Origin of the sequence: Thermococcus henrietii (genome assembly GCF_900198835.1) — an archaeon.
GTDB lineage: Archaea > Methanobacteriota_B > Thermococci > Thermococcales > Thermococcaceae > Thermococcus > Thermococcus henrietii.
Map to the genome: position 1 here is coordinate 843,899 of NZ_LT900021.1, position 14,150 is coordinate 858,048.

The 14,150-nt window shown below is 53.0% G+C and carries 13 protein-coding genes; 11 read left to right on the forward strand and 2 right to left on the reverse strand.

The window, feature by feature from the left end:
• Positions 1–17: 17 nt before the first annotated feature.
• Positions 18–863, forward strand: coding sequence for a deoxyribonuclease IV (locus CS910_RS04700; RefSeq protein WP_099209955.1), 846 nt, complete (start codon positions 18–20; stop codon positions 861–863).
• Here CS910_RS04700 and CS910_RS04705 read toward each other — a convergent pair.
• Entirely contained in the window at positions 860–2,473 is a 1,614-nt protein-coding gene (locus CS910_RS04705; protein ID WP_223211927.1) for a B12-binding domain-containing radical SAM protein, read from the reverse strand. The two genes, CS910_RS04700 and CS910_RS04705, sit on opposite strands and share 4 nt — an antisense overlap.
• Before the next feature lie 412 nt (positions 2,474–2,885).
• Here CS910_RS04705 and CS910_RS04710 point away from each other — a divergent pair, with 412 nt between their 5' ends.
• From CS910_RS04710 to CS910_RS04740, 7 genes are read left to right on the forward strand one after another with little or no spacing between them, the layout of a single operon-like run.
• Entirely contained in the window at positions 2,886–3,305 is a 420-nt protein-coding gene (locus CS910_RS04710; protein ID WP_099209957.1) for a hypothetical protein, read from the forward strand.
• A gap of 4 nt (positions 3,306–3,309) precedes the next feature.
• Positions 3,310–4,347: a hypothetical protein gene (locus CS910_RS04715; RefSeq protein ID WP_099209958.1), complete on the forward strand. Its 1,038-nt coding sequence runs from the start codon at positions 3,310–3,312 to the stop codon at positions 4,345–4,347.
• Positions 4,344–5,375 carry a hypothetical protein gene (locus CS910_RS04720; protein WP_099209959.1) on the forward strand — a complete coding sequence of 344 codons (1,032 nt, stop codon included), beginning with the start codon at positions 4,344–4,346 and terminating at the stop codon, positions 5,373–5,375. Before CS910_RS04715 ends, CS910_RS04720 begins: the two co-directional genes overlap by 4 nt.
• Complete coding sequence (locus tag CS910_RS04725; RefSeq protein ID WP_158523800.1) at positions 5,363–7,114, forward strand: PEGA domain-containing protein; 1,752 nt, start codon at positions 5,363–5,365, stop codon at positions 7,112–7,114. The genes CS910_RS04720 and CS910_RS04725 overlap by 13 nt, the downstream gene beginning before the upstream one ends.
• 4 nt (positions 7,115–7,118) lie before the next feature.
• Positions 7,119–7,901, forward strand: coding sequence for an ABC transporter permease (locus CS910_RS04730; RefSeq protein WP_099209961.1), 783 nt, complete (start codon positions 7,119–7,121; stop codon positions 7,899–7,901).
• On the forward strand, positions 7,898–8,335 hold the full coding sequence (locus CS910_RS04735; protein ID WP_099209962.1) for a hypothetical protein: 438 nt from the start codon (positions 7,898–7,900) through the stop codon (positions 8,333–8,335). Before CS910_RS04730 ends, CS910_RS04735 begins: the two co-directional genes overlap by 4 nt.
• The gene (locus tag CS910_RS04740; protein ID WP_099209963.1) at positions 8,332–8,988 is read left to right on the forward strand and encodes an ABC transporter ATP-binding protein; all 657 of its coding nucleotides are present in this window, start codon (positions 8,332–8,334) and stop codon (positions 8,986–8,988) included. The genes CS910_RS04735 and CS910_RS04740 overlap by 4 nt, the downstream gene beginning before the upstream one ends.
• Here the strand turns inward: CS910_RS04740 and CS910_RS04745 are convergent.
• Positions 8,985–10,025, reverse strand: coding sequence for a DmpA family aminopeptidase (locus CS910_RS04745; RefSeq protein ID WP_099209964.1), 1,041 nt, complete (start codon positions 10,023–10,025; stop codon positions 8,985–8,987). The two genes, CS910_RS04740 and CS910_RS04745, sit on opposite strands and share 4 nt — an antisense overlap.
• 84 nt (positions 10,026–10,109) lie before the next feature.
• On the opposite strand from CS910_RS04745, the gene CS910_RS04750 reads away from it, so the two are divergent.
• The 3 genes from CS910_RS04750 (at position 10,110) to CS910_RS04760 (ending at position 14,141) form a co-directional block, all read left to right on the forward strand.
• Positions 10,110–11,735: an ABC transporter permease gene (locus CS910_RS04750; protein ID WP_099209965.1), complete on the forward strand. Its 1,626-nt coding sequence runs from the start codon at positions 10,110–10,112 to the stop codon at positions 11,733–11,735.
• Entirely contained in the window at positions 11,729–12,733 is a 1,005-nt protein-coding gene (locus CS910_RS04755; protein WP_099209966.1) for an ABC transporter ATP-binding protein, read from the forward strand. Before CS910_RS04750 ends, CS910_RS04755 begins: the two co-directional genes overlap by 7 nt.
• A gap of 73 nt (positions 12,734–12,806) precedes the next feature.
• The gene (locus CS910_RS04760) at positions 12,807–14,141 is read left to right on the forward strand and encodes an NCS2 family permease (RefSeq protein WP_099209967.1); all 1,335 of its coding nucleotides are present in this window, start codon (positions 12,807–12,809) and stop codon (positions 14,139–14,141) included.
• The last annotated feature ends 9 nt before the right edge of the window (positions 14,142–14,150 follow it).

Below are 14,150 nucleotides of genomic sequence, written 5' to 3' on the forward strand. Positions count from 1 at the left end.
TCAAACCGGTGGGAGAGATGTTCAAAGTAGACAGGTTACGCTTCGGAACCGCTGGAATACCGCTCTCAACGCCGAAGCGCTCAACGATAGACGGCATAATCCACGTGATGAACCTCGGGTTAGATGCGATGGAGCTGGAGTTCGTCAGGGGGGTCAACCTCAAGCCGGAACTCGCGAAGAAAATCAAGTACGTCGCCAAAAAGCACGACGTCCTGCTCACGGCGCACGCTCCCTACTACATCAACCTCAACGCGAGCGAGAAGGCAAAGGTTGAGGCAAGCAAAAGGAGGATAATCCAGAGCGCCGAGAGGCTTTACGACGCCGGCGGCTGGAGCGTCGTCTTTCACGCGGGCTACTACCTCAAGCAGGACCCGGCGAAGGTCTACAACCGAATCAGGGATGCGCTGAAGGAGATTGAGAGGGAACTCCTGGACAGGGGCGTCAAGGTCTGGCTCAGGCCCGAGCTGACCGGAAAGCCGACCCAGTTCGGTGACCTGAAGGAGATAGTGAAGCTCAGCGAGGAGCTCGAGACGGTTCTCCCGACGATAGACTTCGCGCACGCTCACGCGAGGAACAGGGGCAAATGCAACTCCGCCGAGGAGTGGCGCGAGATGCTGGCCTTTATCGAAGACAGGCTTGGCAGAGAGGCTTTGGACAACATGCACATCCACATGAGCGGTATCGAGTACACTGAGAAGGGGGAGAAAAGGCACCTCCCGCTCCAGGAGAGCGATATGAGGTGGGAGGACCTGCTCAGGGTTCTAAAGGAGTTCCGCGTCAAGGGCGTCGTCATAAGCGAGAGCCCCAACATCGAGGAGGACGCGCTCCTGATGAAGAAGAAGTACGAGGAGATAAAGGATTAATAGGCCTCGGCGAGGCTTGGCTGGTCGTACCATCTGTGTTCATCCACATCCACGTGCAAATCGAGTGGCTCTAGGGGTTTAACTTCGTAGCCCCTCTTCTTACCCCATTTCTCTATCTGCCTGAGGACGGCTCTCACGCCAAGGCGTGCAAGGGGGTAGAAGGGAATCAGGAAAGGATTTCCGCGGAGCAACTGTGGCAGTCCCCTAACGACTTCCTTTCCGAGGTGCTTCCATGCATAATAGAGGTGCAGGAACTGGCCGTAGGTTATCATGTCCTCGATGCGGTAGAATTCCTGGTCCTTTAAGAGCCCCATTGGCACGAAGGCGAGGGGCGTAACAGTGAAATGGGCCCCGTTGCCGAGTTTGTTCTCGAGCTCCCTCTCCATCGTGATTATTAACCTGGCGGTTTCTATTTCATACTCGTCGGTGTCGCCGGGCAGGCCGAGTATCGTGGTGTACGCCGGGAACCAGTAGTTCTTGTTGAATACGTAAGTTCCGTTGAGCAGAACCCACGGCCACTCCTCCGGCGAGAACGGCTTCATCTTGTTGTTCATGTACTTTCCAATGAGCTCCGGCGCCGCGGTCTCGAAACCTACCTGTATTCCAATCCAGTGGTTTGGGCCGGCGTCAACGATACCCGAGATAACCTCTATCATGCCGGGTGCAGCCAACGCAGCCGCCACCGTTCCGTGGGTGGGGTTCACGTTCCCCGTGTACTTCCTGGCGGTCTCAAAGAGCTCAACGACTGCATCGACGTTGGGGTAGAAGGTTTTCCTGTCCTCGACCCTGTAGAGGAAAATATCCTCACTATGGAGCCATGCGTGGTCTATCCCTGCCCTGACGTTGAGCTTTATTTCCTCCTCGATTCTCTCAAGCGGCATAAAGCGGGCGACCCTCAGGTTTGGCTCGCAAAAGCGGCAGCCCCTTCCACAGCCCCGCATGACCTCAACGAGCCCCTTATAGGAGGGGGCGACTATCGTTGGAATCTGCTCAACCCTCGGCCATCCCTTAACCATCACGGTCTCGTCAGCCGTTCCAGATTCTATCTCCCGGAAGAGCTCTCCGGCGATGTGGTCAACCTCTCCGATGACAACGTGGTCTATTCCGAGCCTCTCGCGCTCTTCCCTCCTGAACTCCAGCTGCCACGCGCCCGGGCCCCCGACGACGAGCTTGAAATCGAGGTCCCTCCTTTCCCTGACCGCGTTTATCCTCTCCACGAGCTCCCTGAACTTGACGCTGGTGTAGTTCTTCCACTGTCCCCCGTTGGTGAACATCATGCTCACTGGACCGAGACCAAGGGGGTCCATCTCGTAGAGCGCCACTACGGTGGTATCTTCTCCTATGAACTTCTCGACCTTCCGCGGGTGGGCAACTACGACCTCGTTCCGTTTAAACCCGTCCCGAAGGAGCGCCGCCTCAACCTTCCTGAGGCCGTAGGGGGCCTGCGTTAGAACGCCGTCCCTGTCAGGGAGCTGGGAGTCCATCACTCTGAAGACACATTTGGGGAGTTTGTCGTAGGGAGCACAGCCCAGAAAGTCGAGCAGTGGGACGTCGTGGTATGTGCTCGTCAGAGTCTCGTCGGCCGTTAACACTATCCGCGTCAAGTTCATCACCCCCGATTATGAAGAAAAAATTGCATATTTAAGAATTTCTATCTTCCATTACAAGTCAAGTGTTAATTTTGAATGTTCCATATTTTAACTACAAAACAAAGTATTTCTCACGTGGAATATGAATAGAGAAACCAAGCAGACCGTACACAACGTTTCTGCGCTTTTGAACTGGGAGCGGTTTTGAGCGAAATTATGGTAATAAAAATACAACATATTGTGCCGTTATATCGAGTCTTATCTATTTCGATGTTGCCAACTATTAGATATAACAACTTGATATAGATAGATGAAATACTCTTTATATTTATGTTAAATTACCTTATTTTACAAAAAATTTAAATATGTTGACATTGCATAAATTAATGCCCTCCCCCCGGAGGGCAAGGGCGTACCGTACGGAGGGTGTGGCATGAGAGTGTCCGGAGTGCTCGGCCTCCTCTTGATGGGAGGCCTCCTCTTTGGTGGACTCGGGGCCTACCATTGGGTCATGGCGGCGAGCGCGACAAAAACCTCCTGCTGGACGCCGTGGGATGATGACGTGGATGAGAAGAGCTGGAGCGCCACTACCTTTGTCTGGGCAGGTGTTCAGGCGAAAGTCCTCGTCTGCAACGGCCACTTCATACAGATAATCCCCGACCCCAACCACAAACCCCCATCACCCAACTTCGTGACAGAAGCACAAGGAGTGCGAGTACTTGAGAAGAATACGTACGTAAAAGGTGATCTAAGCGAAGCTGGAGCATGGGTCACCTACATTGACCCCACGACTGGAAAGAGATCCCAGGTCTACGCAAAAATACCACACATCTGGCCCAAAGCTGGAGGGTGAACCTGTGAAGACCAGAGCCCTTTCTTTTCTCTTCATTTTTCTCCTCCTGTCCTCTACAGTTAGTGCTTTCACCCCGCCATCCTGGTTCAAGAACGGAACGTACGTGACTTACGCAATACTGCCTGGAAGAGGAAGGTACAAGGGATACCCTAATATCATTTTTTATCTCCCTGGAAAATTTTCTCAGGAGAACCTGAATGCCCTTATTACTGCGCTTGAAAACAGCTCCAAAGCATGCCAAAAGATTATACCCGAGATTAAGAATCCAAATTATACCCACTATCTCACGGGTTTAACCATTTATGGCCCCGTTTTTGTGACATTCAACATTACCAACGTTACTAACTCCACTGCCACAATTATCGTAACGCTAAGAATGGCAAACGCCAGTCTTACCCCCTACTGTTTTATCCCCACCCTGACCCTCCATGGAGCACTGTTCCTGAACCTCACTGATGGTTACTACTACGTTAATGGTACTAGGATAGGCAGGCCTTCCTTCTTTGTCCTCCCTTACAGTCTCCCTTCAGGAGGGGATGAGCTCTACAGGGCTTCAATCCTAAGGAAGTACGGCTTTATAATAGGGGGAGACTTAACCGTTAGAAACGTATCATTCACGAAAAACAGACTTGTCCATACATTCGTTAAAACTTTCTATCCTCCACTTATAAAAGTGAAATCAAATAGACAGTTAATACTCCACCAGAAAGAAGGCTATCTGAGTATGTCCATCTGTATCGATTCAATATACGACCTAGGTACTGGGATAGCAGTTGGTATGAGTTTCCCATACCCAGAACTATATGCTCTTGGCATGGTAGGGGGAAATGACTTCAACCATTATTCCGCTGAGCTGAACGATAAAATTGACTTCTCAAAGGAGTTCTGGCCGTACGGATTTGTTCTTTATAAAACGAACATTAAATTCCCGAAGGAGGAGACTGGGAGAGCTCCTGATACCGTGTTGAAGTATTATCTTGTTCTTGGGCTTCTCCTGCTCGCAATCGCTGGAGTTCTAAGGTTTAGGGAGGTGAGGAAGTGAAAGTCATTAAGATTATCCCCATAATTTTTCTCCTTCTGTCCCCTTCGGTTAGTGCGTTCACTCCACCCTCATGGTTCAAGAACGGAACGTACGTGACTTACGCCATCTTTCCGGGGAAGGAAATGTACAGAGGGTACTCCAACAGTTTTGCATATATTCCCTCGGAACTTCCAAGGAGGAACTGGAACGCACTCATTGAGGCCCTGCAATCTTCTAATTCCAAGGGATGCCTTAACTTCACGAGGGAGATTGATGGTGGTAACTACACATCCTGTCTCTGGCCGTTGGAGGTGTATGGTCCAATGTTTTTAACTTTCAGGATAACTAACGTTACCAATACCTCTGCTGTGGTTGAGGTAGTGCTTGTTGTGGAGAACGTTTCCCCTCATTTGGGCTGTACCCTTTCAAGACTTACCTTTGAGGGGACCCTTCTACTTAACATTACAAGTGGCTACTATTATATCAATGGGACTAAACTTGGCCCTCCTTCTTTCTTTGTAGTCCCATACGAACTTCCCGGTAAGAAGACACTACTTTTCAGGTCCTCCCTCTTTAGAAGATATGGGATTTTATGCAATGATATCTATGTTCGTAATGTCTCATTTGATGATAAAAAATCTGTCAACACATTCGTTAGAAAGTTTTATCCCCCACTAATACGAGTTGCATCAACGTCTTCACCATTTCGATATTCTAAATGTGGCTACCTCTCAACATCTCTGAACATGGATATCACCTATGATTTTGACACTGGAATTGCCATTGGAACCACCCTTTCTGGTTTCTGGCCCGAGCTTTATGCCCTCGGGATAATGTCCGCCGATGTATTCAATTACCATTCAGCTGAAATAAATAAAAAGCTCGATACTTCTCGCGAGTTCTGGCCGTATGGGTTTGTTCTTTACAAGACGAACGTTAAATTCCCGAGAGAGGAGACCGGGAAAGCGCCTGACACGGTGTTGAAGTACTACTTGATACTCGGGCTCCTCCTTCTCACAGCATCAGCATTATGGGGGTGGAGAAGGTGAAGAGGTTGTTGCTTATCAGCCTCCTCATCCTTGGAGTCCTTCCCGGCGTCACGGCCAGCAACCAAACTCCAAATTATGGTGTTTTGACCGTCACTGGTAGTGTGGAGAAGGTTAGCATTCCCGGGGTTGGAGTCTTCCAAACTCCAGTGACGCTCATCCTTCCGGCCGGCAACTACACGGTGCTGGCAGAGGGGAAAGTCGAGCTTGAAGCGAGAGTGTTCCTCAACTCATCCAAACACATAATTATTGAATTCCATGATACAGAGGCAAGCAAACTCGTTAACGGGAACACCACAATCCTTGGCGTTAAAGTAACTTACGACCAATGGAAGAACTACCCAAAACTCAACGGCACGCCGAGCCTCGGGTTAATAGGCGGATGTGGAGGAAGTTGGAGCCCATTCTATTACACTGACAAACCCCTCCCCCTGACCCTTGAGGATGTTTGGGATGATGTTGCAAAGCTTGAAATCAACGGCACGGTGATACCCTGTTATCTTCGGGGTACTAGGGAGGATATAAGTGGAAAATTAGAGTACATCTTCTACGAGATTATCGGGTCCTTCGGAACTAGTGGGCTGGCGCTCAAGAATGCGAGCTTTATAACGCCTCTTTCTGAAGTCAGCGTCTCATCAGACTTAAAGTACGTTCAGGGGTACGTGTTCAACGTCAGTGCCTCCTCGATGGTTGTGCCTTTCAAGTTAATTCTCCCGGTTATTCCTCGAGACGTTTACAACGTGAGGGGTGTGAGTGAGGAAGGCGATGTTATAACGATTAAGCACATTCCGAAAATTGACACTTACAATCTCAGCGTTGGAATCAACCACACTCTCTTAACCGCCGTCATTAAACTCGCCCCCCACGAGAGGTACTCCATCCACTACAACCTCAAACCCGCGGTGGACCTTATACAAGTCACGGAGGAGCCCGTTGAGCTTTACAAACTCACCATCACCACGAAACCCGAGGGCGCCAGGTTCGTAATCACGAACGGCTCCCTCAGGGTGGAGGGAACGAGCCCCGCATCGCTCTACCTTCCCTGGGGCAAATACACGATTACCGCGTTTGCCAACGGTAGCGGTGCCGTTGAGAGCTTTTCAGTCCCTGGAACGGGAAGGCTCAACCTTACTCTGAAGCCCCTGCCGGCGAGGCTTACTTTTAACGTGAGTCCTGAGAATGCTTCCGTCTTCGTGAATGGAAGGTTCGTTGAAAACGATAGTGTTGAACTCCCACCAGGGGAGTATGTGATTAACGTTACAGCGGCTGGTTACGTACCGAAGAGTGTTAACGTAGTTCTCGCACCTAACGAGAGTAAAACCCTCACCGTGACCTTAAAGCACTTGCCCGTGCTTTTCATCACGACGAAACCGACCGGGGCCTCCGTTACCGTCGGGAACAGGACGTGTGAGAGCCCGTGTAGGGTTGTCTTGTTCCCGGGCAAGTATCTTGTCAGGGCATCGTTGAAAGGTTATGAGAACGGTACTGCGGTGGTTTATCTTGAGGATGGTGATGTTAAAAACGTCTCAATAACCCTTGAACCTATTGTGGAGAGGGCTGGGAATGTTTCAACCTCTACGTCGGTAATGACTGCGACTTTGGTTCCTGGTTCTCAGGGCAGAACGGAGACGTCCTCCTGGGGGGCGGAAGCGGGTTCCGCGCGCGGGGATTCGGTCCTTCCAAAGGTGCTCGCCCTCGCCGGGGTAGTCGCGGTTGTCTCCATTGTCCTCAAGCGGAGGTGATTGGATGAAAACTGTGAGGAAACAGCTGGTGTGGGAGCTCGAAGACCCCTACGTCTCCTTAATCTTCATATTCAGCTTTATCTTGCTTGCAGTAACGTTCTACACGGAGCTCTTTAAAATCAACACTGCGTTCATGCCGATGGGTCTCAATCGGGCTACCGTTGATTACTACGGGGCTAAAACCCTTGCGACGCTGTTTCCTGGACTTTCAAAGGAGGCCTTTGTCGTGTTCTCCTTTACTGGGGTCATTCTTGCGTCCTTCCTCATGAGGTATGACCGGGACACTGGTGTGGCGCGAAGCGTGTACTCACTTCCTATGAGGAACTACGAGGGTGTTCTCGCCAAGTTCCTCGCCGTTTTCATAGTGCTCTTCATCTCAGCTTTCTCAGCCGCGTTCTTTGCGTACCTCTACGCTTATGGTGACAGTCCGAGGATGATTGTGCGGGGTCTCTTTGGTCAGCGCTACTTTCTCCTTCACCTGCTCTACTGGTTTGAGGCAACGTTTTACGTCTCCTCCGTCTCGTCGCTTATAGCTCTTCTCTGCCCCACGACGTTTGCTTCCATCCTTGGGGGGATTGCGGTTATGTACGTTCCCGGTGTTTTGGGCTGGGGGTTTCTTCCGCCGGATGTTCTCAACAGTGCGCTTATAAAGGCCTATTTTCTCTTCGGTGAGCCGGGCGAAAGGGTTAGCACCTTCTTCAACAGAACGTTTTACGCGGGTCTGTTCCTTCCGCTCGTGGCCATTTCTCTCGCTCTCATTATCAGTGAGTGGAGGGATGTTGCATGAGGCTTGCAAGGGCGTTCCTTCTTGCGATTTTTCTTTTTACTCTCCTTTCGTTTCCCCTTCAGGAGAGGGCTCTGAAAACGCCGACGTCGGGAGTTGCCGGTAGGGAGCACGGCTTCATTCTGCCTTCTGCTGGAATACTCCGTGTGACGACCAATGCCGGGAAGGGCACCAACTACTCGGTTGCCCTCTACGACCCGGAGGAGGGGAGGTTTCTCCTGAATGAGCACCCCAACGGGCAGCTTAATGGGTATCTGAGGATAAGGCACGCGGGTTTTTACTTTGTCTGGGTTAAGAGTGAGGTTGCTCCGGTGATTCTTGCCTACAGGATGACGTCGAAGTACTCTTCGAGGGGAATCCTTGAGATAAAGTACTTCGTGGGTGGAACCTCGGCGATACTTCTCGCAGTTTTGTTGTTGAAGGGGGGAAGGAGATGATAGTTGCTGAGAACCTTACGAAGCGTTTCGGAAAGCTGGTTGCTTTGGAGGGCGTGAGTGTGGAGATTGGGAGGGGCTTCACCCTTATCTTGGGTCCGAATGGGGGTGGGAAGAGTACCTTCTTGAACCTGTGCGCGGGCCTTTATAGGCCGAGTTCTGGGAGGATTGAGGTGCTTGGTGAGTCTCCGTGGAGTAACCGGCGCGTTAAGGGTAGGCTTGGGGTTTCGTTCGACCCGCCGGCGTTGCCAAGGCACAGGACTGGGAGGGAGTGGCTTGAGTACGTTGTCCGGTTCAGGGGGAGCGACAACGTGGATGAGGTGGCGGAGCTCTTTTCCGTGAAGGAGTTCTTGGACAGGAGGATAGGTGAATACTCAGCTGGAATGAGGAAGAGGCTTTCTCTGGCGCAGGCGTTTCTTGGGGGACCTGAGCTGGTTCTGCTTGATGAGCCTCTTGCGAATCTGGATTTCAGGGGTATTCGTGAGGTTGCGGGGGTTTTGGGGGAGCTTAAGGAGGGGGGTCTTAATATTGTTGCGGTTTCGCATGTGTGGCGTCCTTTGGTGGGGTTTGCTGATGAAGTCATCGTCATCGCCGCGGGGAAAGTGACACTACAAGGAACCCCAGAAGAAATAATCCCACAAATAGAGGAGATTTAATGGGAAAGCCTCCCGTACCTTTCCATTATCTCGAGCAGTTTCTCGACCGGCAGAGCGTACCTCACGTGGCCGTTGCCCTCGACGGTTTTCGCCTGCAGAAGGGCGTTGATTATCGCCTCTTCCGTCGCCTCCGCCGTTGCCTTGAAGAGCCTGCTGAGGGCGTTGTCTGGCAGGAAGCTTATCGGGTGTGGCTCCTTGTCGAAGGGAACGGTCTGAGCGGTCGAGAAAGCTAAGACGACGTCGCCACTGCCGTGGTAGGCGTAGCCACCGGTTCTCGCGAGGCCAACAACTGCCCTCTTCGCGAGCCTTCTCAGCTGCCTCGCCGTCAGGGGGGCGTCCGTTGCAACGATCATCGAGATGCTACCCTTTCCCACCGTTCCCCTCCCCGGATAGTCCTTCAGCTCGAGGCCGACCGGAACTCCAGCTATGGTCAGGTCCTCCCGTTTTCCGAAGTTCGCAAGGACGAGCGAGGCGACCGTATAGCTCTCGCCGCCTACCTCAACCACCCTGGAAGACGAGCCTATTCCACCCTTGAACTCGAAAGCGCTCATTCCGGTTCCCGCTCCAACTGCCCCTTCCTCGAAGTCTAGCGAGGCGTTTCTGACGGCCTCGAAGTAGTGCTCCTCCTTAACGGCCATCTTCCTGATGTTGTTGAGGTAGGAGTCGTTGCACTCCATGACGACCGGGGAAACGCTCTTCAAATCGGGATTCAGCTCAATCATGTGCTTCACAACCGTGCTCGCGACCGTGTAGACGCTCAGCGTGTTGGTTAACGCTATCGGCGTCTCGATGTAGCCGAGCTCGTCAACCTGAACGAAGCCTATCGGCTTGGAGAAGCCGTTCATGACGAAAGTCGAGGCAAAGAGCCTATCTTTGTATGGGTTTTTGACCGGTGGCAGAAGAACAGTCACACCGGTTCTCACCTCCTCCCCTTCGATGAGCGTCGCGTGGCCGACCTTAACTCCTAAATCCGCTATCGAGTTCCTCTTCCCGTGTTCGTAAACGCCGATTTTGATTCCCAGCTCGGAGGCCTTCATGGTATCACCGGTGATAGATATCACACTGGATTTAACAAACTTGCCCAATCAAGACTTATAAACAGGCAAAACTGAGTTTTGGCCATGAGGTTCAAGGCCGGTTACGTTGTCCTTGTCATCCCGCTGGCGTTCCTGCTGGTCTTCTTCTACCTGCCTATGGTGCATATTCTAAAGCTGGGCCTCTGGGATAACGGCCCGACGCTGAAGTTCCTCTCGGCAGTCCTCGGCAACTCCTACCACCGCTGGGTTATACGCTTTACAATCGGCCAGGCGCTCGCCTCGACCGCTCTTACGCTCATCATTGGCCTCCCCGGGGCGTACATATTCGCCAAGTACGACTTTCCGGGCAAGAGGGTAATCAAGGCCATTCTGACAGTTCCTTTCGTGATGCCCGGAATAATGGTTGCCCTTGGCTTCATCCTGCTCTTCGGAAAGGACGGCTTCATAGCCCACCTAATCGGACGCGACCCGGGGATAATCTATACATGGAAGGCCATACTCCTCGCCCACGCCTTTTACAACTTCCCGATAGTGGTTAGGATGGTCTCGTCGCTCTGGCAACGCGTTAATCCCCACTACGAGGAGATGGCCAGGACGCTCGGAGCGCGGGGCTTCAAGCTTTTCTGGAAGGTAACCCTACCCCTAATTTCGCCCGCAATCTTTGCCTCCGCAATGCTCACCTTTGTCTTCTGCTTCCTGAGCTTCTCACTCCCTCTAATCCTCGGTGGCTACCGGTACGTGACCATGGAGGTGGACATCTTCTCGACCGTCATGACCCTCCTTGACTTCCGGACCGGCTCCGCTCTGGCGGTGATTCAGATAACGCTGAGCGCCCTCTTCATGTACCTCTACCTCCGTTCCCTCGACGCCTACTCGAAAAGGGAGGAGCAGAGGGTCCTTCAGAGGCCCCAGAAGCTCGGGCCGGGGGACTTACTCAGTCTCAAGGGGCTGGGTATAATCCTTTATTCCGCCCTCGTGTTCGTCTTTATCGTCGCCCCCCTGCTGGCAATAGTTTACGACTCCCTTCTCTTCAACGGTCACCTAAGCCTTGAGAACTACCGCAGGGTCTTCTCGCCGGAGTACAACCCGATGTTCGGCGTCTCGACCCTCGGTGCGATAAAGAACTCCCTCCTCTTCGGTTTCACTACCGTTGTAATCTCGATTCTCGTCGCGCTTCCGCTCGCTTACCTGCTGAACCGCTGGGACTTCCGGGGAAAGCGCGTTCTCGACGTTCTCGTCATGCTACCCCTTGCGAGCTCCCCCGTAACGGTCGCGCTCGGCTACATAATGGTCTTCCAGTCAACGCCCCTCTACTACACCTTCTGGATTGTGGCGATAGCCCACTCCATCATAGCCTACCCCTTCGTCTTCCGCTCCCTATCAACAGGACTTGCCAAGATAAGGCGGAACCTGCGCGAGGCCGCCTTGACGCTCGGAGCCAACGAGTGGAAGGCCTTCCTGAGGGTGGAACTGCCACTGGCCCTTGGAAGCCTCATCGTCGGGGCAATCTTCGCCTTCGCGATGAGCATAGCCGAGCTGGGAGCGACTTACATGCTCGCCCCGCCGGAGTACACCACGATGAGCCTCGCCGTTTACAAGTTCCTTGGCGCGAGGCACTTCGGGAGCGCCTCTGCCCTCTCGGTCATCCTGATGGTAGTGTCGGCAATAGGATTCCTAATAATAGAAAAGGTCGGTGAGGAGGTATGGTGAACGTTGAGCTCAGGAACGTAAGCAAGCGCTGGGACGGCTTTGAGCTTCGCGTTGACCTCTCCGTGAAGGATGGCGAGTTCCTGACGTTGCTCGGCCCGAGTGGCTGTGGGAAAACGACGACGCTGAGGATTATAGCGGGCCTTGAAAAGCCAGACTCAGGGAGGGTTCTCTTTGACGGTAACGACGTTACGGACCTCGAGCCCAACGAGAGGAACATCGGCATAGTCTTTCAGGACTACGCGCTCTTTCCCCACATGACGGTCTTCAAGAACATCGCCTTCGGACTGGAGATGAGGAAGCTCCCGAGGGGAGAGATAGAGAGACGGGTTCGGTGGGCCCTCGAACTCGTTGGCCTCTCCGGCCTCGAAAACCGCTATCCTGAGCAGTTGAGCGGCGGACAGCAACAGCGCGTTGCCCTCGCGAGGGCCCTGGTGATTGAGCCGGAAGTTCTGCTTCTGGACGAGCCCCTCAGCAACCTCGACGCGAAGATAAGGGAGCGCCTCCGCTCCGAGATAAGGCGGATTCAGCGCGAGCTCGGAATAACGACGGTCTACGTCACCCACGACCAGGAGGAGGCGATGGCGGTTAGCGATAGGATAGCGGTTATGAACGTCGGAAGAATCGAGCAGGTAGGTGAGCCCCTTGAGCTCTACTACAAACCCAGGACGGAGTTCGTGGCGCGCTTCCTCGGAACGAGCAACATCCTTGAGCTCGAAGCCGAGAACGGCGTGGCGAGGCTTGGAAACCTTGAGTTCTCTGTTGGTGTTGATGGAAAAGTTAAGGTGTTCTTCAGGCCTGAAAGTGTGTTGATAACGGAGGGTGAGGATGCCACTGTTACCGGTTACGAACTCCTTCCGGGGAGGATGAGGCTTTACCTTGACGTTGAGGGTCATACAATCATAGCGGAGCGCCCACTGCCGGACTTGCCCTTTGAGCCAAACCGCGTTCCTCTGCGAGTGGGCCTCCTCGTAAGGTCCTTCTCCCTCCTCACATTATAACAGATTTATGTCAAAAAAAGTTTTATAAGTCCGTTTTATCGCCGTTTCTATGTCAAATCTTGGGGGGAAGGTCATGGAGTGGTTCGAGAGGTACTTCGAGTTTGACAGGTACGGAACCAACATGAAGACCGAGGTTCTCGCTGGAATAACAACGTTCATGACGATGGCGTACATACTCTTTGTGAATCCTCAGATACTCAGCGTTGCCATGGGTAAGGGGGCCTTCGATTCCCTCGTCACGGTTACGGCTCTCTCAGCGGGTATAACAACGATTATAATGGCCCTCTATGCCAAGAAGCCATTCGCCCTTGCTCCTGGAATGGGGCTGAACGGTTACTTTACGTACAGCGTCGTCAAGGGAATGGGCTACGACTGGCGGGTGGCCCTTGCGGCCGTTTTCGTTGAGGGCATCATCTTTATAATACTCACTCTGACGAAGGTCAGAAGCGCCATCATACACGCCATCCCAATGAGCCAGAAGTACGCGGTTGGTGCTGGAATTGGCCTCTTCCTTACGTTCATAGGCCTTAACGATGTGGGCCTCATAACCGCCGCGACTCACAATGGGGTTCTCGATTTCACGGGGATGCACTACGCGGCCCTTGCAACCAAGGCTGGGGTGCTGTTCTTCTTCGGTCTCTTCCTCACGGGAGTGCTCATAGCGATGCGCATTAAGGGTGCCCTGCTAATCTCTATACTGACGACGAGCATTTTAGGATGGATTACCGGGGCGGCGCCGTGGCCACACCACCTCTTCTCGGCTCCAACGGTGAGCTACACGTTCATGAAACTCGACTTCAGGGGTCTGTTAAACGTCGGTGCAATCGGCGTCGTCTTCGCGTTCTTCATGGTGGACTTCTTCGACACCATAGGAACCGTTACGGGACTCAGTGCAAAGGCTGGCTACCTGACCAAGGACGGTAAAATCCCGGACGTTGAGAAGGTCCTCCTCACCGATGCCATAGGAACAACGCTCGGTGCGGTTCTCGGCACCTCAACGGTTACCACGTACATTGAGAGCGCCGCGGGAATAGAGGAGGGCGGAAGGACGGGCATGACTTCACTCGTCACCGGCCTGCTCTTTCTGGGCATCGGCCTCTTCATCGCTCCGCTCGCCCAGGCCATACCGAGCTTTGCAACCGCTCCTGCCCTCGTCATAGTCGGCTACTACATGATAAGCGCCATCAAGAACGTGGACTTCAGCGACGCCACCGAGGCACTGCCGGCTTTCCTCGTGCTCATGGCGATACCGTTTACGTACTCAATATCAATAGGCATAGGACTCGGATTCATAAGCTACGTCGTCCTCAAGGTCTTCAGCGGGCGCTGGAAGGAAGTACACCCAATAATGTACGCGCTGGCGGTAATCTTCGTGGCTTACTTCGCCTACCTTGCAGGTGTCTTGTGAGCAAAGTGT